General features: G+C 67.6%; 22 protein-coding genes. 5 read left to right on the top strand and 17 right to left on the bottom strand.

Annotation, left to right across the window (positions count from 1 at the left end; genetic code table 11):
* Nucleotides 1-2: 2 nt before the first annotated feature.
* From NDI85_RS03700 to NDI85_RS03690, 3 genes are all read right to left on the bottom strand, one after another.
* Nucleotides 3-710 (bottom strand): TMEM165/GDT1 family protein, encoded by a 708-nt coding sequence (locus NDI85_RS03700; RefSeq protein ID WP_188994505.1) that lies wholly within the window; start codon nt 708-710, stop codon nt 3-5.
* A complete protein-coding gene (locus NDI85_RS03695; protein ID WP_166969596.1) occupies nt 707-1,399 on the bottom strand; it encodes a metal-dependent transcriptional regulator in 693 nt (230 codons plus the stop codon). Before NDI85_RS03695 ends, NDI85_RS03700 begins: the two co-directional genes overlap by 4 nt.
* A 63-nt stretch (nt 1,400-1,462) precedes the next feature.
* Nucleotides 1,463-1,615 carry a hypothetical protein gene (locus NDI85_RS03690; protein ID WP_188994507.1) on the bottom strand — a complete coding sequence of 51 codons (153 nt, stop codon included), beginning with the start codon at nt 1,613-1,615 and terminating at the stop codon, nt 1,463-1,465.
* Between the two features lie 86 nt (nt 1,616-1,701).
* Between NDI85_RS03690 and NDI85_RS03685 the strand changes: the two genes are divergently transcribed.
* Nucleotides 1,702-2,202, top strand: a complete 501-nt coding sequence (locus NDI85_RS03685; RefSeq protein ID WP_166969600.1) for a metal-dependent hydrolase — start codon at nt 1,702-1,704, stop codon at nt 2,200-2,202.
* Here NDI85_RS03685 and NDI85_RS03680 read toward each other — a convergent pair.
* A complete protein-coding gene (locus NDI85_RS03680) occupies nt 2,199-2,447 on the bottom strand; it encodes an MTH865 family protein (protein WP_188994509.1) in 249 nt (82 codons plus the stop codon). The two genes, NDI85_RS03685 and NDI85_RS03680, sit on opposite strands and share 4 nt — an antisense overlap.
* 122 nt (nt 2,448-2,569) lie before the next feature.
* Between NDI85_RS03680 and NDI85_RS03675 the strand changes: the two genes are divergently transcribed.
* On the top strand, nt 2,570-3,892 hold the full coding sequence (locus tag NDI85_RS03675) for a PQQ-dependent sugar dehydrogenase (protein ID WP_310914950.1): 1,323 nt from the start codon (nt 2,570-2,572) through the stop codon (nt 3,890-3,892).
* 229 nt (nt 3,893-4,121) lie between these two features.
* Here NDI85_RS03675 and NDI85_RS03670 read toward each other — a convergent pair whose 3' ends face one another.
* The 8 genes from NDI85_RS03670 to NDI85_RS03635 form a co-directional block, all read right to left on the bottom strand.
* Nucleotides 4,122-4,715: a DJ-1/PfpI family protein gene (locus tag NDI85_RS03670; RefSeq protein ID WP_188994513.1), complete on the bottom strand. Its 594-nt coding sequence runs from the start codon at nt 4,713-4,715 to the stop codon at nt 4,122-4,124.
* Nucleotides 4,716-4,780: 65 nt separating this feature from the next.
* The gene (locus NDI85_RS03665; RefSeq protein ID WP_310914949.1) at nt 4,781-5,572 is read right to left on the bottom strand and encodes an HAD-IIA family hydrolase; all 792 of its coding nucleotides are present in this window, start codon (nt 5,570-5,572) and stop codon (nt 4,781-4,783) included.
* A 36-nt stretch (nt 5,573-5,608) separates the two neighbouring features.
* Nucleotides 5,609-6,976: a response regulator gene (locus NDI85_RS03660; RefSeq protein ID WP_188994518.1), complete on the bottom strand. Its 1,368-nt coding sequence runs from the start codon at nt 6,974-6,976 to the stop codon at nt 5,609-5,611.
* Nucleotides 6,977-7,047: 71 nt separating this feature from the next.
* The gene (locus NDI85_RS03655; RefSeq protein ID WP_229783069.1) at nt 7,048-8,445 is read right to left on the bottom strand and encodes a hypothetical protein; all 1,398 of its coding nucleotides are present in this window, start codon (nt 8,443-8,445) and stop codon (nt 7,048-7,050) included.
* Nucleotides 8,442-9,167 (bottom strand): ABC transporter ATP-binding protein, encoded by a 726-nt coding sequence (locus tag NDI85_RS03650; RefSeq protein WP_310914948.1) that lies wholly within the window; start codon nt 9,165-9,167, stop codon nt 8,442-8,444. The genes NDI85_RS03655 and NDI85_RS03650 overlap by 4 nt, the downstream gene beginning before the upstream one ends.
* An 80-nt stretch (nt 9,168-9,247) precedes the next feature.
* On the bottom strand, nt 9,248-9,880 hold the full coding sequence (locus NDI85_RS03645) for a DUF998 domain-containing protein (protein WP_310914947.1): 633 nt from the start codon (nt 9,878-9,880) through the stop codon (nt 9,248-9,250).
* Between the two features lie 43 nt (nt 9,881-9,923).
* Entirely contained in the window at nt 9,924-10,619 is a 696-nt protein-coding gene (locus NDI85_RS03640) for a DUF2071 domain-containing protein (RefSeq protein WP_310914946.1), read from the bottom strand.
* Between the two features lie 43 nt (nt 10,620-10,662).
* On the bottom strand, nt 10,663-11,349 hold the full coding sequence (locus NDI85_RS03635) for a YqjF family protein (RefSeq protein ID WP_188994527.1): 687 nt from the start codon (nt 11,347-11,349) through the stop codon (nt 10,663-10,665).
* 93 nt (nt 11,350-11,442) lie between these two features.
* On the opposite strand from NDI85_RS03635, the gene NDI85_RS03630 reads away from it, so the two are divergent.
* Together NDI85_RS03630 and NDI85_RS03625 are read left to right on the top strand one after the other, a co-directional pair.
* Nucleotides 11,443-11,943, top strand: coding sequence for a macro domain-containing protein (locus NDI85_RS03630; protein ID WP_188994529.1), 501 nt, complete (start codon nt 11,443-11,445; stop codon nt 11,941-11,943).
* The gene (locus NDI85_RS03625; protein ID WP_310914944.1) at nt 11,940-12,176 is read left to right on the top strand and encodes a hypothetical protein; all 237 of its coding nucleotides are present in this window, start codon (nt 11,940-11,942) and stop codon (nt 12,174-12,176) included. The genes NDI85_RS03630 and NDI85_RS03625 overlap by 4 nt, the downstream gene beginning before the upstream one ends.
* Before the next feature lie 153 nt (nt 12,177-12,329).
* Here the strand turns inward: NDI85_RS03625 and NDI85_RS03620 are convergent, their stop codons facing one another.
* The 4 genes from NDI85_RS03620 to NDI85_RS03605 are packed head-to-tail and all read right to left on the bottom strand — an operon-like array spanning nt 12,330 to nt 17,207.
* Nucleotides 12,330-13,307 (bottom strand): aldo/keto reductase, encoded by a 978-nt coding sequence (locus NDI85_RS03620; RefSeq protein ID WP_188994533.1) that lies wholly within the window; start codon nt 13,305-13,307, stop codon nt 12,330-12,332.
* A gap of 41 nt (nt 13,308-13,348) precedes the next feature.
* Complete coding sequence (locus NDI85_RS03615) at nt 13,349-14,437, bottom strand: ABC transporter permease (RefSeq protein ID WP_310914943.1); 1,089 nt, start codon at nt 14,435-14,437, stop codon at nt 13,349-13,351.
* The gene (locus NDI85_RS03610; RefSeq protein ID WP_188994537.1) at nt 14,430-16,304 is read right to left on the bottom strand and encodes an ABC transporter permease; all 1,875 of its coding nucleotides are present in this window, start codon (nt 16,302-16,304) and stop codon (nt 14,430-14,432) included. The genes NDI85_RS03615 and NDI85_RS03610 overlap by 8 nt, the downstream gene beginning before the upstream one ends.
* Nucleotides 16,305-17,207, bottom strand: coding sequence for an ABC transporter ATP-binding protein (locus NDI85_RS03605; protein WP_188994539.1), 903 nt, complete (start codon nt 17,205-17,207; stop codon nt 16,305-16,307).
* Nucleotides 17,208-17,267: 60 nt separating this feature from the next.
* Here NDI85_RS03605 and NDI85_RS03600 point away from each other — a divergent pair, with 60 nt between their 5' ends.
* Nucleotides 17,268-17,708, top strand: coding sequence for an SRPBCC family protein (locus tag NDI85_RS03600; RefSeq protein ID WP_188994541.1), 441 nt, complete (start codon nt 17,268-17,270; stop codon nt 17,706-17,708).
* Between the two features lie 21 nt (nt 17,709-17,729).
* On the opposite strand, the gene NDI85_RS03595 is transcribed toward NDI85_RS03600, so the two are convergent.
* Entirely contained in the window at nt 17,730-17,966 is a 237-nt protein-coding gene (locus NDI85_RS03595; RefSeq protein WP_188994543.1) for an HVO_2901 family zinc finger protein, read from the bottom strand.
* Nucleotides 17,967-18,081: the final 115 nt, after the last annotated feature.

Raw genomic sequence — 18,081 nt, 5'->3', positions numbered from 1 at the left:
GGTCAGAAGGGAAGGGCGCCGGCCATACCGGACACGAGCGTCTCCCAGACCGAGACGCCAAAGAGGACGTTCACGGCGAAGTCCCCGGCGAAGAAGAGGAACAGCGCCGCCCCGGCGAAGTGGGCCTTCCGCACGTCGAACGTGTGGGAGAAGCGGTAGAAGAACAGGGCGTTGGCGATACTGACGGGGATGATGGCGAGCATCTCGCCGGTCCAGATAGCGGTCGGGAAGGCGGCGTACTGGGCGGCCAAGGAGATGGTGACGAGTTGGGTCTTATCGCCGAACTCGCCGAAGGCCATCATCGCGAAGATAGGGAGGAACCCGCCCATCTTGTTCGGCACCTGCCAGTCGGCGACCGGAACGCGCACGTCGAGTTCGCCGCCGTCGGTCAGGACGCCGCTGGCCGGTTCTCGCTCGGGGGCGTCCGACGCCGGGGCGGTTCCGACCAACAATACGGCGAAGGCGAGGAACAGGACCGCCGTCATGGCGTCTAAGTAGGCGCCGGGGAGCATGGTCGTCACCGTCTGCCCGAGCCAGATTTCGACCACGGTCCAACCAGCAAAGGCCGTGCCGGCGGCCGCGACGACCATATACGGACTGAAGCGGGTCGACAGGCCGGCGATGATGAACTGCACCTTCTCGCCGGGGAGAACCGCAAGTTGGGCCCCGGCGGCGACGAAGACGACGGTCAGCCACGTCGCCTCGCTCACACCTTGCTCACCTCGTCGGCGACGGAGTCGTCGGGGGTCCGGACCTGAATCGCGTCTGCGATGTGGTCCGGGAGCGCGACGCTCTCACCGCTGTCGAGACGGACCGTCACCATCCCGATCGGTGCGACCTCCTCGACGACGAGGTCGGTCCCGGGCGTGATGCCGGCCTCGTCGAGATACGTCAGTTCGTCGGAATCGCGGTCGCGGACGCGAGCGACCTCCAGCCGTGCGCCCTCGCCGTGATCTGCGAGTGCCGACGCCGAGTGGTCGTCGATGGGTTCGAGTTCGTCGTTGGGAATCGGGTCGCCGTGCGGATCGACGGTCGGTTCGTCTAGCGCGGCGGCGACGCGGCGCTCGAACTCCTCGCTGATGTGGTGTTCGAGGATCTCGGCCTCCTCGTGGACCTCCGACCAATCGTAGCCCAGTTCCTCGGTGAGGAACGTCTCCAACAGGCGATGGTGGCGGATGACCTCCAGTGCGACCGTCTCGCCCTCGGGGGTGAGCGTGACACCTTTGTACTTCTCTCGCTCGACGAGTTCACGGTCTTCGAGTTTCTCTACCATGCTCGTCGCTGTCGGCGGCGTCACGTCCAGCGTCTCGGCGATGGTCGACGTGGCGACCGGCGGCTCGCCCTCTCGTTCGAGCCGATATATCGCCTTGAGGTAATCTTCCATCTTCGCGCTCAGCATGGGAAGAATTAGACGAGTCTAATGCAAAAGCGTGGCGGTGCTAAACTGCGGCGCTCACCGCTCTCACTCGTCGTCGGCCGTGTACGTCTCGCGTCGCGACCGGGTCAGCAGCCACAGGAAGAGATAGCCGATGGCGCCGAGGACGAACAGCGTCGCCGGGATGAGGAAGGGGCCGAACGTCTCGACGAGCAGGTCCAGTCCCGGCGTCACGAACATACGCGGCCTTTGGCAGCGCCCCACATAAACCGCAAGGATACCGGGACACGCCAGCTACAAGCCACTGGAGACCCAGAGAGCCAGCCATGTATCGACCGGGCCACTACGGTGCCGCCTTGCTCGTGTACGCGCCGCTCGGCCTCGCACTCCTCCTCGTCGACGCACCGGGCCTCGCCGTCGCCGGTGGGGCGCTCTCGCTCGCTCTCGCGCCCGTCCCGGACTACGACCAGCGCGTGCCGTTCGTCAGCCACCGCGGGGTGACCCACACGTTGCTGTTCGCCGCCGTCGTGGGCCTCGCGCTCGGCGGCGCCGGGTGGCTGGTCGGGTCCGCGAACGGCGTCGGAACGGCGACGCGACTGGCGGCGTTCGGTGTCGTCGTCGGCCTGACCGGTATCGTCTCACACCTGCTCGCGGACGTCGTCACGCCGGCCGGCATCGCGCCGTTCTGGCCACTCTCGGGGAAAAATTACACGCTGGGGCTGACTCGGGCGGACAACACGCTCGCGAACTACCTCCTCCTCGCACTGGGCGTGTTCGCCGTCGCGTTCGTCGTCGCCGTCGCTCGCCCGTCGCTGCTGACGGTTTAGATGAGGTCTTGGGCTTCGAGGGAATCCATCACGTCGTCGACGAAGTCGTCGACGCTCTCGTAGGGGAACTCCCCGTCGAGTTTGGTGTTGAGTTCCATCGCACTCATCGAAAAGTCGCCAGACTCGAACTTCGTGGACGGACCGTTCGGCAGGGCCGGCACGAGGTCCATCGGGCTGGCAATCGGGTAGTCTGCGTCTTCGAACGCCTCGGTGAACTGGTCGCGGAGGTCCGCTTTGTCAACCATGATTCGTCTTGACCATAGCGTGAGCCGTTTCATAAAGGGTTCGACATCGGTACACTTCCCCGCTGTTCTAAGTTTATCCGATACCGGCGAATATTCTTGCGTGTGGCACCCGCCAACACAGTATGGACGATTCGACGCGGCGGCGCTTCCTCAAAGCGGGCGGTATCGCACTCACGGCACTCTCCGGGTGTGTAGACGGCGGTTCCGGGAGCGGACAGGCGACGGAGACGGCGACCAGTGACCCCTCGCTCGACTCGCTCGAACTCGGAGCCGAGCCTGTGTCGACGGGATTCACCTCACCGCTCGACGTGGTCGTACCGCGGGCCGACGAGTACTGGGTGGTCGACCAAGCCGGCCAAGTGTACGTCGTCGACGGCCCCGACGCCGACCCACAGGTCGCACTGGACGTCACCGACCGGATGGTGAGCGTGAGCGGGTACGACGAACGCGGGTTGTTGGGACTGGCGTTCCATCCCGACTACGACGGAGCCGGTCGGGCGTACCTCCGGTACAGTGCCCCACGCCGGGACGGAACGCCCGAGAACTACTCGCACACGTTCGTCCTCTCGGAGTTCGCGGTCGATTCGGGCACCATCGACCCCGACAGCGAACGGACGGTACTGGAGATTCCGGAACCGCAGGGCAACCACAACGCGGGCGCCGTGACGTTCGGCCCCGACGGCTACCTCTACGTCGCCGTCGGTGACGGCGGGGCCGGCAACGACCAAGGGCAGGGCCACGTCGAGGACTGGTACGACGCCGTCGACGGGGGCAACGGACAGGACGTCACCGAGAACCTGTTGGGCAGTATCCTCCGCATCGACGTGGATAGCGAGGGCGAGGACGGTCGACCCTACGCCATTCCGTCCGGGAACCCGTTGGTCGATAAGGACGGCTTACCCGAACAGTTCGCGTGGGGGTTCCGGAACCCGTGGCGGTTCTCCTTCGGTCCGGACGGCCGCTTCTTCGTCGCGGACGTCGGCCAGTCGAAGTGGGAGGAGGTCAGCGTCGTCGAACGCGGCGGCAACTACGGGTGGAACGTCCGGGAAGGTGCCAACTGCTTCCGGGTCGAGGACTGCCCGACGGAGACGCCCGACGGTGCCCCTCTTCGGGACCCCATCGTCCAGTACCCGCACGAGGGGGGTGACGTCTCCGGCATCTCGGTCATCGGGGGGTACCTCTACGACGGAGCGGACATTCCGGCCCTGCAAGGGCGGTACGTGTTCGCCGACTGGCGGGCCCGAGGCGATCTGTTCGTCGCGACGGACCGCGGCGACGACCGCTGGCCGGTCAGGGCAGTCCCGGTCGAGGGCGACGGACTCGGGTCGAACGTCCTCTCGTTCGGCCGGACGACGGCCGGCGAACTACTCGTCTGTACCACGGACAAACGAGGCGTCTCCGGCGAGACCGGGGCCGTCCACCGTCTCCGGCCGGCCACAGGTTGAGAACGGGCCGTCTCGTCACGCTGGCTTCGGTCCGCCACGTCGGACCGCTATCGGTTCGCCTCGATTCGCCGTCCTCGACCCCCTCCGAGCAGGAGGTAGAGTATCGCTGGGAGGGCAACCCCGGCCAGCACGAACAGGCCGAGAAGTGCGGTGTTTGCGACCATTGCACTCTAGCGTTGGATGGTGTGCTATACAAATATTGTCCTGCTAACCATTTCCGAACGGTCGGTCAGTCGTCGGCGGCCACGGCCGCGTCGCCGTGACTGACCTCGTCGCCGAGCACGGTCATGAACTCGCTCAACCACTCGGGGTGGTCGGGCCACGCCTGCCCGGTGACGAGGTTCCGGTCGCGGGTGACGCCGTCGACCCACGAACACCCGGCGGCCTCACACTCGGCCCGGCAGGCCGGATACGCCGTCATCTCGTAGCCGTCTAGGACCCCGGCGGCGGCGAGTATCTGCGGGCCGTGACAGAGCGCCGCGACCGGTTTGTCGGCCTCGAAGAAGTGCTGGACCGCCTCGATAACCTCGTCGTGGGTCCGGAGGTACTCCGGTGCCCGTCCGCCGGGGACGACGAGAGCGTCGTAGTCGCTCGGGGTTACGTCGGCCATCGTCGCGTTCAGTTCGAAGTTGTGCCCCCGCGACTCCATGTACGTCTGGTCGCCCCGGAAGTCGTGGATGGCCGTCTTGATAGTGTCGCCCGATTCCTTGTCCGGACAGACGGCGTCGACGCTGTGGCCCACGGTCAGGAGGGTCTGGTACGGGACCATTATCTCGTAGTCTTCGCCGAAGTCACCGACTATCATCAGGATGTCTTTGCTCATCGGTAGCACCGGCCGATGGTACGACCGCGTGCGCCATAAAGTCGTAGGTGAGGCTACACGAAGGCTCAGCGGATAGCATCGAGGACGCCGTCGACGTCCGCCAGCGAGTCGACGACGTGGTCCGGCGTCACCTCGCTCCGTTCGACGTCGGCGTCGTCGCTGACGCCCGACCTGACGAGGGCGGTCTGCATCCCCGCGCGTTCGCCCATGGCGACGTCCGTATCGAGTCTGTCACCGACGACCAGACACTCCTCGGCCGAACAGCCGACCCGTTCGAGGGCCGCCTCGACGGCCACGTCGGAGGGCTTTCCGAGGACGAGGTCCGGGTCCCGTTCGACGACGCCGCTGATGGCTCGAATTATCGCGCCCGACCCCGGCGTCGGGTTGCCGTCCTCGTCGGGGAAGGTCGGGTCCGGATCGGTGCCGAGAAACACCGTCTCGTCGTCGAGCGCTCGGAGGGCATCGACCATGTCGCGGTAGTGGAACTCGTCGGTCCACGACGCGAGCAGTGCGTCGGCGGCGCGTGGGTCCGAGACGAGTTTCGCACGCGTCGTTCGGACCCGGTCACGGAGCGAGGGCGCTCCGACGACGAAGACGCCGTCGCCCGCGTGGTTCGCGTCGAGGTACTCCCGAGTGACCACGGCCGACGAGCAGGCCTCCCCCGGCCGGGCATCGACGCCCAACTCGCTCAGTCGCTCGACGTACTCCGTGCCGTCGTGCAACGGATTGTTCGAGAAAAAGCACAGCGACAATCCGCGCTCGCGCAACCGGTCGATGGCGGCGGCAGCGCCGGGCAACAGGCGGTCGCCGTGATAGACGGTCCCGTCCAAATCTACGATAACGCCCCGAACTGTCATCGTCCCGCCTAGGGTGTCAGGCGTGAAAAACCCGTCTCAGGCGGTCGTCTCGACGCCGCGGACGTCGAACCGGGCGCCGCCGTCGGCGCTCTCGGTCAGGCCGACGCTCCACCCGTGGGCCTGTGCCACCTGCGAGACGATGGCCAGACCGATACCGGTGCCCTCGTTGGTCGAGGAGTGACCCATCTCGAAGACGTCGGCGTCGCCGTCGACGCCCATCCCGTCGTCGGCCACGTAGAACCCGTCGTCGCCGACGCCGACTTCGACGGTCACGGGCGCGTCGTTGTGTTCGACGGCGTTGCGAAACAGGTTCGCAAAGAGGTCCTGTACCCGAGTGGCGTCGGCGACTATCTCGACGTCGTCCTCGACCACGAGGGCAGACTCGCCCGTCTCGACCCACGCCCACGCGTCGGTGGCGAGCGTCTCGATGCTGACGGCTTCGGGGTCGTCCACGGTACGCCCCTCCCGGGCGAGGGTCAACACGTCCTCGATTATCTCGCTCATGCGGTCCAGCGAGCGCTCGACTTTCGCTACGAGGTCGTCGGACTCGTCGGGGATGTCGAGCAGTTCGATGGCGCTCTGTGCGACGTTGAGCGGGTTCCGCAGGTCGTGGCTGACGACGCTCGCGAACTCCTCTAGCCGCTCGTTCTGTCGCTTTAGTTCCCGTTCGCGCTCGACGCGGTCGGTGACGTCGCGGGAGACCAGTTGGACGGTGTGCCCATCTAGGTGGCTCTCGACGGGGACGAACTGCGTCTGGTAATGGCGACCGTCGATAGCGTCCTCTCGCTTCTCGGTCGTACCGCTATCGAGCGCACTGCGGACCGCCGCGATGCGCCGTCGGGCCGCCTCGGTGTCCATCACGTCGGTGAGGCGTTCGCCGACGAGTTCGTCCGCCGGCGCGCCCAGTCGGTCGGCCATCACCGGGTTCACCGACAGCAACACACCGTCGCCGGTCACCTGTGCGATGCCGTCCGGCGAGTTCTCGACGAGGGACTCGAACTTCTTGCGCGTCCGCTCCTGTTCGACGACGCTCTCGATGCGGTTTGCCAGTCGACCGTACTGCTTGTCCTCGACGACTTCCAGTTTGAGGAGGTAGTCGGCGACGCCCGCCGCGATAGCCTCGCTCGCCGTCTCCTCGTCGCCCCGCCCGGTGAGGAGGATGAACGGGAGCGTCGGGTTCGACTCTCGAACCGTCGCCAACAGCTCTAAGCCGTTCATACCCGGCATCTCGTAGTCGCTGACGATACAGTCGAAGTGGTTGTCTGCCATCGCATCTAGCGCCGCATCGCCCCCGTTGACGGCGACGGCCTCGATGTCGTGTTCTTCGGTCAGTGTCTCGGCCGTCATCTGGGCGAAGAACTCGCTGTCGTCGACGACGAGTGCCCTTATATCTCCCCTTGCCATCGTGGCTCTATCCGTACGTCTCTATCGAGGGAGTCTGGCACTTATAATTAGAGGGAACGTCGGTAACCCGCTCACGCGGTGCGGAGTCGGCGTTCCCACCGCGGCCCGGCGCGGCGGGCCAACAGCCATCCGACGACGCCGGCACCTATCGAGAGCGTGACGGCGCCGCCGACGACGGGCTGCGGTGCGACACTGACGACCAGTGCGGCGACCAGTAACGGTACCGCGAGCGCGGCAAGCGCCGCGCCGAACACCGCAAACAGCGCGGTGTCGAAGAGCAGTTCGTTCGGCGCGAGACCCGTGAGGTACGCCGAGACGCCGAAGACGTAGACGGCGACCCCCGGCAGCACCAGCGCGCCCACGGCGAGGCGGCCCACGGGGAACCAGAGCGCCGCGACGGCGAGATAGCCGATGCCGGCCACGAGCGAGAGCACGAGATAGGCTCGCATCGTCCCGGCGAAGACGGTGGCGTAGGTGACCGGGAATCGGAGGTACTCGCGGGGCGAGTCGAACTGCGTCACCCAGCTATACGTGGTGAACGCGCCCAGACCGAGGAGCGTCCCGAAAGCGATGCCGGGGTGGGGGGCGGTACCCGTCCCGGCGGTCACCTGCCCGAGCAAGAGCGCCGTCACCGCGAACAGAACCCCCATCGAGAACGCGACTTTCCAGACCGACCCCGACGAGCGCGCGACCGACAGCAGCGACCGCCGCGCCAGCGGGTCCGAGACGCTCGTGAACAGGCGTTCAGTCGCCCGGTGGCGGCCCGAAGAATCGTCGTCGCCCGGTTCGAACAGCGCGACGCCGAGGGCGGCGAGGACGGCCGTCGGGACGAGGCCGCGGACGGCCCCCGAGAGCGTCCCCTCCGCGTACAGCGCGTAGGGAGTGTACGCGACTGGGTCGACGACGCCACTGACGACCGTCGCCGTCCCGGCGACGAGCGCTCCGAGCGCCGCGAGTCGACGCCGCCCGGCCAGCGCGACGAGCGCGAGACTCAGCGACGCACCGAAGGCGAACGTGCCAATCGCCGAGAGCCACAGCAGTGCGACGCTCCCCGGGGTGACGCCCGAAGCGACGGCGACGACGCCGTAGCCCAGCACCACGGGCGTGAGGACGAGACCGGCGTAGTAACAGACGTCCTTGAGGAGGAACGTGGCGAGCAAACGCTGCCACGATAGCGGCAGGGTCCGCGCCGAGAACACCAGCAGCGTCACGTCGCCCAGAACGTCCCGCAGTGCGTCGCGGCCCACCAGTCCGATGGTGCCCACCTGCAGGCCGAAAAAGCCGACTAGCCCAACCAGTCCGCCCGCGACGCTCGCCGGTGGCGTCCCGGTGACCGAGAGGAGCCACGTCCCGATGCCGGTCAGGACGGCCACGACGAGGGGAAACGCGGCGAATCGAGGGCCACCGAACAAGTGGCTGTGGAGTCGCCACTCCTCGCGCAGCATCCAGCGAAAGAGCGCGCCGGTCACGTCCGGACCTCCGCACTCTCGTCGCCCACTTCGGCGACGAAGTACTCCAAAAGTTCGTCCTCACTCATCCCCCGTGGGTCACACTCGGCGACGAGGCGGCCGTCATCGACGATGCCGACGTGGGTGCACAACTCGGCGGCCACGTCGACGTAGTGCGTCGAGAGAAAGAGGGTGTTCCCCCGGGCGCAGTAGTCCGCCAGTCGTCGCTTGACCCGTTCTTGCATGATCGGGTCCAGATTGACGAGCGGTTCGTCGATGAAGACCAGGTCGGGATCGTGGAGGAACGCCGCGGCGAGCATCACCCGCTGACGCTCGCCCTCCGAGAGTCCGGTCGAGAGCGCATCGAGGATGCCCGCGAATTCGAGTCGGTCGGCCCACGCTCCGATTCGCTGGTCGGGGTCACTTACGTCGCGCACCTCGGCGACGAAAGAGAGGTACTCACGCGGGGTGAGGAAACTCGGAGGGTCCTCGCGCTCGGGGAGGATGCCGATGGCCGCCGTGACGCCCATCGGGTCCGTCACCGGGTCGCGTCCGACGACGCGAGCGGTCCCGCTGGTCGGTTCGCGCTGGCCGGTCAGGAGCTCTATCGTCGTCGTCTTCCCGGAGCCGTTGGGGCCCAGCAGACCGAACAGCGCCCCCTCTTCGACGGTCAGCGAGAGGTTCGACAGCGCGGTGACGTCGCCGAACCGCCGGGTCAGGCCAGTCGTCTCGATGGCTGCCATATCGAACTGGACCAGTGTCGGTGGTCCCTTAGCTGTTTGGCCACGGGACACCCGTTTGCTAGCCGCGTTTGCGGCGAAGGCTACGCCGACGCGACGACGCCGGCCCCGTCCGGTGCCCGTTCGCCGGCGAGGTGCCAGTGGGCGGTCCAGAGGACCCACGCGCTGAACAGGAACGCACCGACGATTTCGGGGATTGCGAGGCCGCCACGGGCCACTGACCCGCCGCTCGCCCACCACCACCAGACGCCGACGTGGGCACAGACGAGGCCGAGCGTCACGACCCCCCGTCGCAGTGCGCTGGCGACGGCGTTCCCGACGGCGTACACTGCCATCGCGACCATCGAGGCGAGATACAGCGTGACTGCGGCCGGCGCGTGGAGTGGCTGGCTGGACGGGAAGACGCCGACGCCGGCCATCCCGACCAGTGCGACGGCAAAGGGGAGGACCGCCAGTCGCTCGACGACGTTCTCCCCGGCCGTCCAGAGCGTATAGGCGAAGCCGAGGCCGACGAGGCCGCCGAGGACGAGGCCGCCGTCGAACAGCAGCGTCGTCACCGGCGTCGCCACCGGCGTCCCGGGTTGCCCGAGGTCGGAGAGTGCGTTGCCCGTCCACTCGAACGACGGCGACGCGACCGTAGCGCCCACCGTCGCCACGTTGGTCAGCAGTACCGATGCGACGCCGGCCCACCCGCTGGCCTTGTCGAGGTCCGTCACGATATACAACTGTCCACGCGCGGCAAGTTCTAAAGCCTCGGGGTCAGTCCAGCCACAGGGGCCGCGGCGGCGAGAGGCCGAGTTCGGTGCCGGGGCTGTAGTGGACGAGCGGTGACCCGGCGGGGTCCGGCAGACCGAGTGTCGGTAGGAGCGTCCCCGAAACGTCGGCGTCGACGGTGCCCAGCGGCCACGGGTCGTGGCCGACGCTGCCGACGAGGTGGGTCCCGAACCCGCCAGTCGTGAAGTAGCGGTGCCGTTCGACGAGGAAGGCGGCGAGCGAGTCCGGGGGTGCGGTGGTCGTCTCGCCGTCGCCGGGCGTGTAGCGAACGTCGAGGACGCGGCGGCCGTCCACGTCGAGCGTCCGCCGCGTTCGGTACTCGCCGTCGTCCGTTTGTCGGCCGAGTCGACCCTCGCGGTAGGGCAGGCGGAGTGCTGGCTCCGTGACTGTCGCGGTCAGCGCGTCGTCGGCGTACACGGCGAGAAAGCGCACGCCGCGATGGCCGTCCGGGCCGCGCACGTAGGTCCGTACGGTGACGGCCGCCACGGGACCGGTCAGGTCGACGCCGAACGACGAGACGCCGCTAATCGTGTGTGCGACGGCCGTCACCCACGCGTCGCCGTCGGCCGTCTCGACGGTGAGCCAGTCGGGTATCGACCGCGAGAGGGCGTCGGCGTCGACTGGCCAGTGACAGAAACAGACGTCGGCGAGCACCACCGTGAGCGGGCGAACCGAGAACACATGTCACAGTGGGGCCGGTGGGACAATCAGTGTAGCGCTGGCGCTACCGGCGGTGGAGTCGTCCCGCGGTCACCGAGATGCCGGGGCTGTAGTAGACGACGGGGTCGACAGCGGGCGTCTCGAACCCGTTGGCCGCGAACAGGTCGTTGCGTCGGAGTTCGGCGGTGCCGTCCTGCAAGGGCCACGGATCGTGGTCGATGTCGGCGTAGTAGATGCGTCCGTCGCCGTCAGCGACGTAGAACCGATAGCGGGAGACGAGGAACGCCTCCAGACTCCCCGGTTCCGGTGGGTGGGGCTCTGCCCCCACCGCGGGGCCGTAGGTGGCGTCGAAGTTCGCCGACGGCGCTCTGGCGTCGGTCCGTCGACTCCGGAACCGCACCTCGTCGTCCCGGCGGGCTATCTCCATCGACGCGCGGTAGTACGGCAACTCGAAGAACCGCCGGGCGATGCCGACGCTCAGGCGGTCGTCGGCGTCCAGATTGTAGAAATACACCCCCGGCGTCTCGCCGTCGGTGACGTACGTCCGGAGGTTCAACTCCCCGAACGAGCGGCCGATGGGACTGCCCCGCGGCCGGATGTCGGCCATCTCGAACGGGACGACGCCCAGCCACGCCCGCCCATCGTAGGTGTCGACGGTCACCCCATCGGGGAGCGTCGCCGCCACCGTCTCCGGGTCGACCGGCCAGTGGACGAACCCCACGTCCCGCCAGTCCATCCTGAGGAGGTCCATACTCGGCATAGGGGCTGGACGGCTTTCGGGCTGGCGTGAGACGCTATCGCATGCCCCCGTAGTTCTTTGAGGGTGACGGTCCCACCCTCTCGCATGGAATTCGAGGTCATCCAGGGCGACATCGCCGCCCAGTCCGCGGACGCACTGGTCAACGCCGCGAACACGAGTCTCCGGATGGGGTCTGGCGTCGCCGGCGCGCTCAAACGCGCCGCCGGGTCCGGCATCGACGACGAAGCCGTCGCGAAGGGACCCGTGGAACTCGGCGGCGTCGCCACGACGGACGCCTACGACTTAGACGCCGAGTACGTCGTTCACGCCGCAGCGATGCCGCCCGGCGGGGAGTCGACGGCCGAGAGCATCCGCGATGCCACCCGGAACGCGCTGGCGGAGGCCGACGCGCTGAACTGCGAGTCCGTGGTCCTGCCGGCCATCGGGTGTGGCATCGCCGGCTACGACTTCGAGGACGGCATCCGCATCATCTGCGAGGAGATAGCGGCGTTCGACCCCGAGTCGCTGACCGACGTGTACCTCATCGCCTACGACGACGAGGGGTTCGAGACGATGCAGCGGGTCGCCGACGAGGTGCAGGCGTGAGCGACGACGCCGACGGGCCGGTCATCTGCCCCATCTGTGGCGCGGACTTCGAGTCGGTGTCGCTCCACGAGGAGGGACTGATGGTGAAACTCCGTGACGACGAGCGGTTCCGGCGGGCCTGCTTCCAGCCAGTCAGCGACGACGAGGGGACGCCGCTCATCCGCTTTTTCCACCATACCCACGAGCAGTCCGACAGCGGCGAGTCCGGGACTGTCGGCGGGCGGGTGCCGTGAGCGGTCGCGGGTATCGCCCACTCGCGTTCGAGGGCTCTCCCGCTGGTCGCCGTTGCGCTTTGCGGGGCGCTCACCCCGTTCGTGCCCCTCGCTACTCCACGGGTCGCTCTGCTCCCCGCTCCGTCGAGGTTCCTCACTGCGTTCGGAACCTCGCTACTCGTGGCCCGACACCCGGACCGGTTCGTACGGTGCTTCCAGATACTCGACGTCGCTCGTCGAGAGGTCGATGTCCAGCGCTTCGACGGCCTGTTCGAGGTGTTCGACGCTCGACGTCCCGATAATCGGTGCGTCGACCCACTCCTTGTCCAGCAGCCACGCCAGCGCAATCTGGGCCATCGTGGCGTCGTACTCCTCGGCCAGTTCCTGTACGCGTTCGTTGACCGTGCGGCCGCCGCCCTCGTAGTAGGGGTGTTCGCGGGCGTAGTCGTCGGTCTGGCCCCGGACCGTCGCCGCCACCTCCTCGTGGGGGCGGGTGAGGTAGCCACGGGCCAGCGGACTCCACGGGAGGACGCCGATACCTTCCTTCTGGCACAGCGGCAGCATCTCCCGCTCTTCCTCCCGATAGAGGAGGTTGTAGTGGTTCTGCATCGTCTCGAACCGTTCGAGGTCCTCGCGCTCGCTCGTCCGTAGCGAGTCGGCGAACTGGTGAGCCCACATCGAGGACGCGCCGGCGTACCGGATGTCGCCGCGGCGGACCGCATCGTCGAGGGTCCACAGCGTCTCCTCGATGGGCGTGTCGTAGTCCCAGCGGTGAATCTGGTAGAGGTCGACGGTGTCCATCCCCAGTCTGTCGAGCGAGTTCGACAGTTCCTGTTCCAGCGCCTTCCGCGAGAGGCCGCCGGAGTTCGGGTTCTGGTCGTCCATCTGGAAGTATCCCTTCGTCGCGACGACCTGCCCGTCGCGTTCGTAGTCTGCGAGAACGTTCCCGAGGACGCGTTCGGACTCGCCCTTCGAGTACATGTTCGCGGTGTCGAAGAAGGTGATGCCGAGGTCGATGGCCCGCTCGATAATCTCGCGGCTCTCCTCTTCGCCTAGGACCCAGTCGCGCCACTCCGGCGTCCCGAAACTCATACACCCGAGACAGAGGCGGCTGACCTCCATCCCGGTCGAACCGAGGGTGGTGTACTCCATACCGGAGCGCCGGCCGCCGCGGACAAAAAGTTGCGCGTCGGTCAGAGCGCGTCGGCGTCGACACCGGCGACGTACTGCCGGGCCACCGCGTAGCCGGCGACCGCCAGCACGACGCTGCCGGCGACGTGCCCGTAGGTCAGCAGCGTCGGGCTATCGACGGCGAGTTTCGCCACCGTCGTCGCCGGATGCTCCGGGAGCAGCACCGCGGCCCCGAAGACGACGAGCGTCAGGACGGAGTACAGCAACTGCGCTGGCCGGCGGCGCTGCATCGCCACGCCGAGGACGACGCCGATGGTGACGACGACGACCGCGACGGCCGCGACGAACAGGAGGATAGCCGGGACGTTCGCCACCGGGATTCCGTTGCCCATCAGGAGGAGGACCCACAGGAGCGCCTGTGCGGGCGCGAGCAGGACCATCCCGAGCGCCTTCCCGTCGACGACGTCGAGCAACGACACGGGGGCCACCCGCAGGAGTTCCAGCGTCCCGCGCTCTATCTCTTCGGTGATTGTGTCGACGACCACCGACCCGCTGATGAACGCCGGGAGAAAGAGCAACAGGGGGATGAGGACGGTGTACGTGAAGCCGAAGTACGGACTCGCGCTGGCTTCCGGCGGGAGCGGAACCGGGTCGGTGTCGAGCGACCCGGCGCGTTCGACGCGTTCCTGCCGCTCTAGCGCATTCAGGACCCGCCGCACCTCCACGACGATGAGCGTCGAGCGGACGCTCCCCTCGGGGACGCGAGCGGTCACCGCTATCCGGTTCCCGTCGCCCGACGCCGCCTCGACGTACCGGGCGTTCAACACCGCGTCGACGCGGCGCTCCTCGAACGCGAGTATCGCGGCGTCGGGGTTCCGGTAGGCGACGGCGTCGGCCCCCTCCTGTTCGGCGGCCGCGTCGAGGAGCGCGTCCCGTGCGTCGCCCGTGACGGCCACCTCCACCTCGCCCGCGGAGACGGACCCGGGGTCGTACAGGGAGGTGAGGCCGACGACGAGGAACGAGGAAAAGCCCGCGACGAACAACTGGATGAGCAAGGCTAGGACGATGGTCTTCTCCCGCGAGAGGGAGGCCACGTCGCGGCGCGCGACGACGAGTCGGGGGTCACGGTACCACGGCCGGTCCTCAGGCAAGGCCGACCACCACCGTGAGGTTGTACGCGACGTGAACGAGGACGGCCACGCCCACACCGACGGCGTAGGCGCCGCGCCCCCGCTGTGCGCCGACCGAGGAGATGGCCGCCGTCACCGAGTGTAGCGCCAGCGGCGCGAAGAGGAAGAGGAGCGCCACCACCCACAGCGGGACGCCCGACGGCGGGGTAGCACCCTGCAGAGCCGCGTTCCCGACCGGGAGACTCTCCAGATTGGAGAGGCGGGCGATGAGCAGGCCCTTCTCGGCGACGAAGAACCCGAGCCCCGAGAGGACCCCGAGGCCGATAGCCGACCGAAGCGTGCGCTCGTAGCGTGCGTTGGCGTACCCGGCATAGAGGTGGAGGCTCTTCGCCAGTTCTTCGACCACGGCGACGACGCCGAGGACGAGGACGACGGCCAGCGTCTGGTTCGTCCCGAAGACGTTCAGCGACACCGAGTCCAGCACGAACAGGAACGCGACGGCGACCAGTTCGGCGACGACGACCAGCGGGAGGAGGAGGGCGCTCATCTTCAGCGCGCTCTTCCGGGACTTGATGCGGCCCGCCAGCGCGTCCAGCACCTTCAGGGGAATGGCGCGCTGGGTGAACATGTCCTCCTCGCGGTAGAGGCCGGCACCGAGGCCGAACAGCACCAGCGCCGTCAGCAGCGGCGGCACCGTCGAGAACGCGAACTCCGCCAGCGAGATAGACTGTCCGGTGAGGTCCATCACGACGAGCGTCAGCGGCGAGATGAGCGCGATGGGAGTCACGTCGGTGAAGATGGCCGGGACGAACGCGTAGGAGGTCAGCGAGACGGTGATGGTGACGGTGACGAAGGTCAGTTCCTTGAACGACCGCGCGAACATCGCGCCACAGAACGTCGCCGCGAGGAAGAGCATGGCGATGGGGACGATTGCGAGCACCGCGATGGCGCTGCCATCGGGCGCGACGCCGCTGAACCGGAGCGCCGCCGTGATGGCCGCCGCGACGCCGACGGCGCCGAGGAAGTACGGGAGCGTCTTCCCACCGATGATGTCGCCCCGCGAGGCCGGCGTCACGAGCAACAGTTCGCCGCGTCGATTCAGCCGTTCGGACAGCATCGACGACCCGTACGCCTGGATGACGAAGTTCATCGGGACGACATAGAGGAAGGCAAGCACCAGCGACTCGAAGGGGAACGGCGGGGCGATGTCCGAGGGTGTCCCGCCCTGTACGTCGCCGGTCAGCCGGGCGCCGATGTTCCCGAGGTTCGCACCGCCGCCGCCGGCCGCGCCGTCACCACCACCGCCAGCCGCGCCGTCGCCACCGCCGCCGGTCGCTCCGTCACCGCCACCGGTGGTTCCACCGTCGCTCTCACTGCTCTCGTCTGTCCCGCCGTCGCCACCCGCCGCGTCGTCGCGTGGGTCCAATGGGTTCGGCCCGCCCTGCTTCTGATACACCACCGTCACCGACACCGGGAACGCCGCAGTCTGGTTGTCGTCACGGGCGAGCGTCCGGTCGTTGTAGTTCTCGGTGCTGTCACGAAGCGCCGACAGCGCGGCCGCCTGCTTTCCCGACTGTGGCGGGACCAGCAGTCTGTCACCGTCGAAGGCCAGTTCTTGCTCGCCGCGGCGGACGGCCTTCGGGTTCGGGTCCTGTATCCTGAAGCTCCCGTCGGCCTCTGCGACGCCGTGGTACGGACTCGACTCCTCGACGCCGATGCGATAGATGTCGGCGTCCAGTCCGGGACTCGCGCCCGCGACGGCGACCGCCGCGACGCCGCCCATCGCGACGACGGCGACGGCCATGATGGCGAGCGTCCGTCTGTCGACGCCGCCCGCGTTCTTCGTCACCTCCCACTTCGCGACCCGGAGAAGCTTGTCCCACTGCATCTACTCCGCGTCCTCCCCGACGTAGCGGGTGCCGCGGGTGCCCGCCTCCGCGACGTTGAGGAACACCTCTTCGAGGCTGGACTCCTCGGTACGGATGTCGACGACGGTGCCGCCCGCGGACTCGGCGGCCGCGCGCGTCTCCTCGACGGCGTCCATGCTGCCGACGACCCGCTTGAAGTGGCCGTTCTCCGCCGCGGCCTCGGGCACGTCGACGGTCGTGTAGACGTGATAGCGCGTCTCGCCGTACTCTGCCTGTAACTGTTCGAGGTCGCCGCGAGCGACGATCTGTCCCTCGTTCATGATGACGACGCGGTCGCAGATAGATTCGACGTGAAAGAGGTTGTGCGCGGAGAAGACGATGGTCTTGCCGTCCGCGGCGAGTTGCTCGGTGAACTCGATGACGTAGTTCGTCGTCAGCGGGTCCAGCCCCGACGCCGGTTCGTCGTAGATGAGCACGTCGGGGTCGTTGATGAGTGACCGGGCGATGGCGACTTTCCGCTTCATACCCTTCGACATGTCGCCGAGTTTCCGGTCGCGGTGTTCCAGATCGAGTTCGTCCAGCGTGTCGTGCATCCGCCGGTGGGCCACGTCGCTTGGCACGTCGTAGAGGTCCGCGAAGAACTCCAGATACGAGACGGGCGTCATCTCCTCGTACAGCGGCGACTCCTCGGGGAGAAAGCCCAGTTGCTCTCGCATCTCCGTCGTCTGCGTGTCGAGGCCCGCTATCTCGGCCTCGCCGTCGGTCGGTTCCAGCAGGCCGGCGAGCATCTTCAGCGTCGTCGTCTTGCCGGCCCCGTTGGGGCCGATGATGCCGAAGACTTCGCCGCTGTCGACCGAGAAGGTGCTGCCCTCTACGGCGACGAAACCGCCGTACTCCTTGCGAAGGTCGCGGGCGTCGATCATCTGGCGATGCGTAACGACCGAACTAACCTATACCTTGTCTCCGCTCTATTGCAACTGATAATGGTTGTCTCAGTGGGCGACACCGACGTCGAACTGGCACAGACACCGGACGGTCGCCGTCTCGTCGTTTGCCGGGCGGTCGACGCACCGGTCGAGACTGTGTGGGAGGTCCTGACCGATACCGAGCGCTGGCCCGAGTGGGGGCCGTCGATCACCGCCGTCGACTGTGAGGACCGCTACGTCGAGGCCGGGACGACCGGCCGTGTGAAAACCGTCGGTGGCCTCTGGGTGCGGTTTCGCGTGACGACGTGTGCGACCCACCGCTGGACGTGGTCGGTCGCGGGCGTCCCGGCGACCGGCCACTTCGTCGAGGCCCACCCTGCCGGCGCAGTCGTCGGCTTCGAGATACCCGTCCTCGCGGCCGGCTACGCGCCGGTGTGTGCGCGCGCCTGTGCCCGCATCGCGGACATCGCGACGGCAGCCGCTCGTGAGGGGGTGTAAGCGAGGCAGCGACGTCGAGAACTACTGTTTGGCGACGCGAGCGTCGGATACGCGGTGGATGTCGTCGTCGATACCTTCCCCGTCGCAGTCGTCGTTCGGACAGCGATAGTGCCACCCGTCCTCGGTGGCCGCTCGCTCCGTGAACCGGTCGCCACACTCGTCGCAGTACAACTGGCCGGCCGAGCAGGTGTCGAGATGGAGTTCGAGCTCGAGTTCTGTCCCGAAGGTCCGCTTGCAGTTCCGGCAGGTGTGGGGCATACCCGAACGTTGATATTCGTGCCTTATAGCTACACCGGAACGTTCACGTCTCTGAGAACGTGGTATGGATTCACACTATCCGGCCGCTGTTTGGTGGTCATCCGTCCAGTCTCGA

Source organism: Haloarcula sp. S1AR25-4, assembly GCF_031624555.1.
Taxonomy (GTDB): Archaea; Halobacteriota; Halobacteria; order Halobacteriales; family Haloarculaceae; genus Haloarcula; species Haloarcula pellucida.
Note: the sequence above shows the minus strand (reverse complement) of the source record. Positions and strands in the feature narration are given on the sequence as shown.

Coding starts and splice junctions, on each gene's coding strand:
- NDI85_RS03695 (WP_166969596.1), bottom strand. CDS start 1,399: ATGCTGAGCGCGAAGATGGAAGATTACCTCAAGGCGATATATCGGCTC.
- NDI85_RS03690 (WP_188994507.1), bottom strand. CDS start 1,615: ATGTTCGTGACGCCGGGACTGGACCTGCTCGTCGAGACGTTCGGCCCC.
- NDI85_RS03685 (WP_166969600.1), top strand. CDS start 1,702: ATGTATCGACCGGGCCACTACGGTGCCGCCTTGCTCGTGTACGCGCCG.
- NDI85_RS03680 (WP_188994509.1), bottom strand. CDS start 2,447: ATGGTTGACAAAGCGGACCTCCGCGACCAGTTCACCGAGGCGTTCGAA.
- NDI85_RS03675 (WP_310914950.1), top strand. CDS start 2,570: ATGGACGATTCGACGCGGCGGCGCTTCCTCAAAGCGGGCGGTATCGCA.
- NDI85_RS03670 (WP_188994513.1), bottom strand. CDS start 4,715: ATGAGCAAAGACATCCTGATGATAGTCGGTGACTTCGGCGAAGACTAC.
- NDI85_RS03665 (WP_310914949.1), bottom strand. CDS start 5,572: ATGACAGTTCGGGGCGTTATCGTAGATTTGGACGGGACCGTCTATCAC.
- NDI85_RS03660 (WP_188994518.1), bottom strand. CDS start 6,976: ATGGCAAGGGGAGATATAAGGGCACTCGTCGTCGACGACAGCGAGTTC.
- NDI85_RS03650 (WP_310914948.1), bottom strand. CDS start 9,167: ATGGCAGCCATCGAGACGACTGGCCTGACCCGGCGGTTCGGCGACGTC.
- NDI85_RS03635 (WP_188994527.1), bottom strand. CDS start 11,349: ATGGACCTCCTCAGGATGGACTGGCGGGACGTGGGGTTCGTCCACTGG.
- NDI85_RS03630 (WP_188994529.1), top strand. CDS start 11,443: ATGGAATTCGAGGTCATCCAGGGCGACATCGCCGCCCAGTCCGCGGAC.
- NDI85_RS03620 (WP_188994533.1), bottom strand. CDS start 13,307: ATGGAGTACACCACCCTCGGTTCGACCGGGATGGAGGTCAGCCGCCTC.
- NDI85_RS03610 (WP_188994537.1), bottom strand. CDS start 16,304: ATGCAGTGGGACAAGCTTCTCCGGGTCGCGAAGTGGGAGGTGACGAAG.
- NDI85_RS03605 (WP_188994539.1), bottom strand. CDS start 17,207: ATGATCGACGCCCGCGACCTTCGCAAGGAGTACGGCGGTTTCGTCGCC.
- NDI85_RS03600 (WP_188994541.1), top strand. CDS start 17,268: ATGGTTGTCTCAGTGGGCGACACCGACGTCGAACTGGCACAGACACCG.
- NDI85_RS03595 (WP_188994543.1), bottom strand. CDS start 17,966: ATGCCCCACACCTGCCGGAACTGCAAGCGGACCTTCGGGACAGAACTC.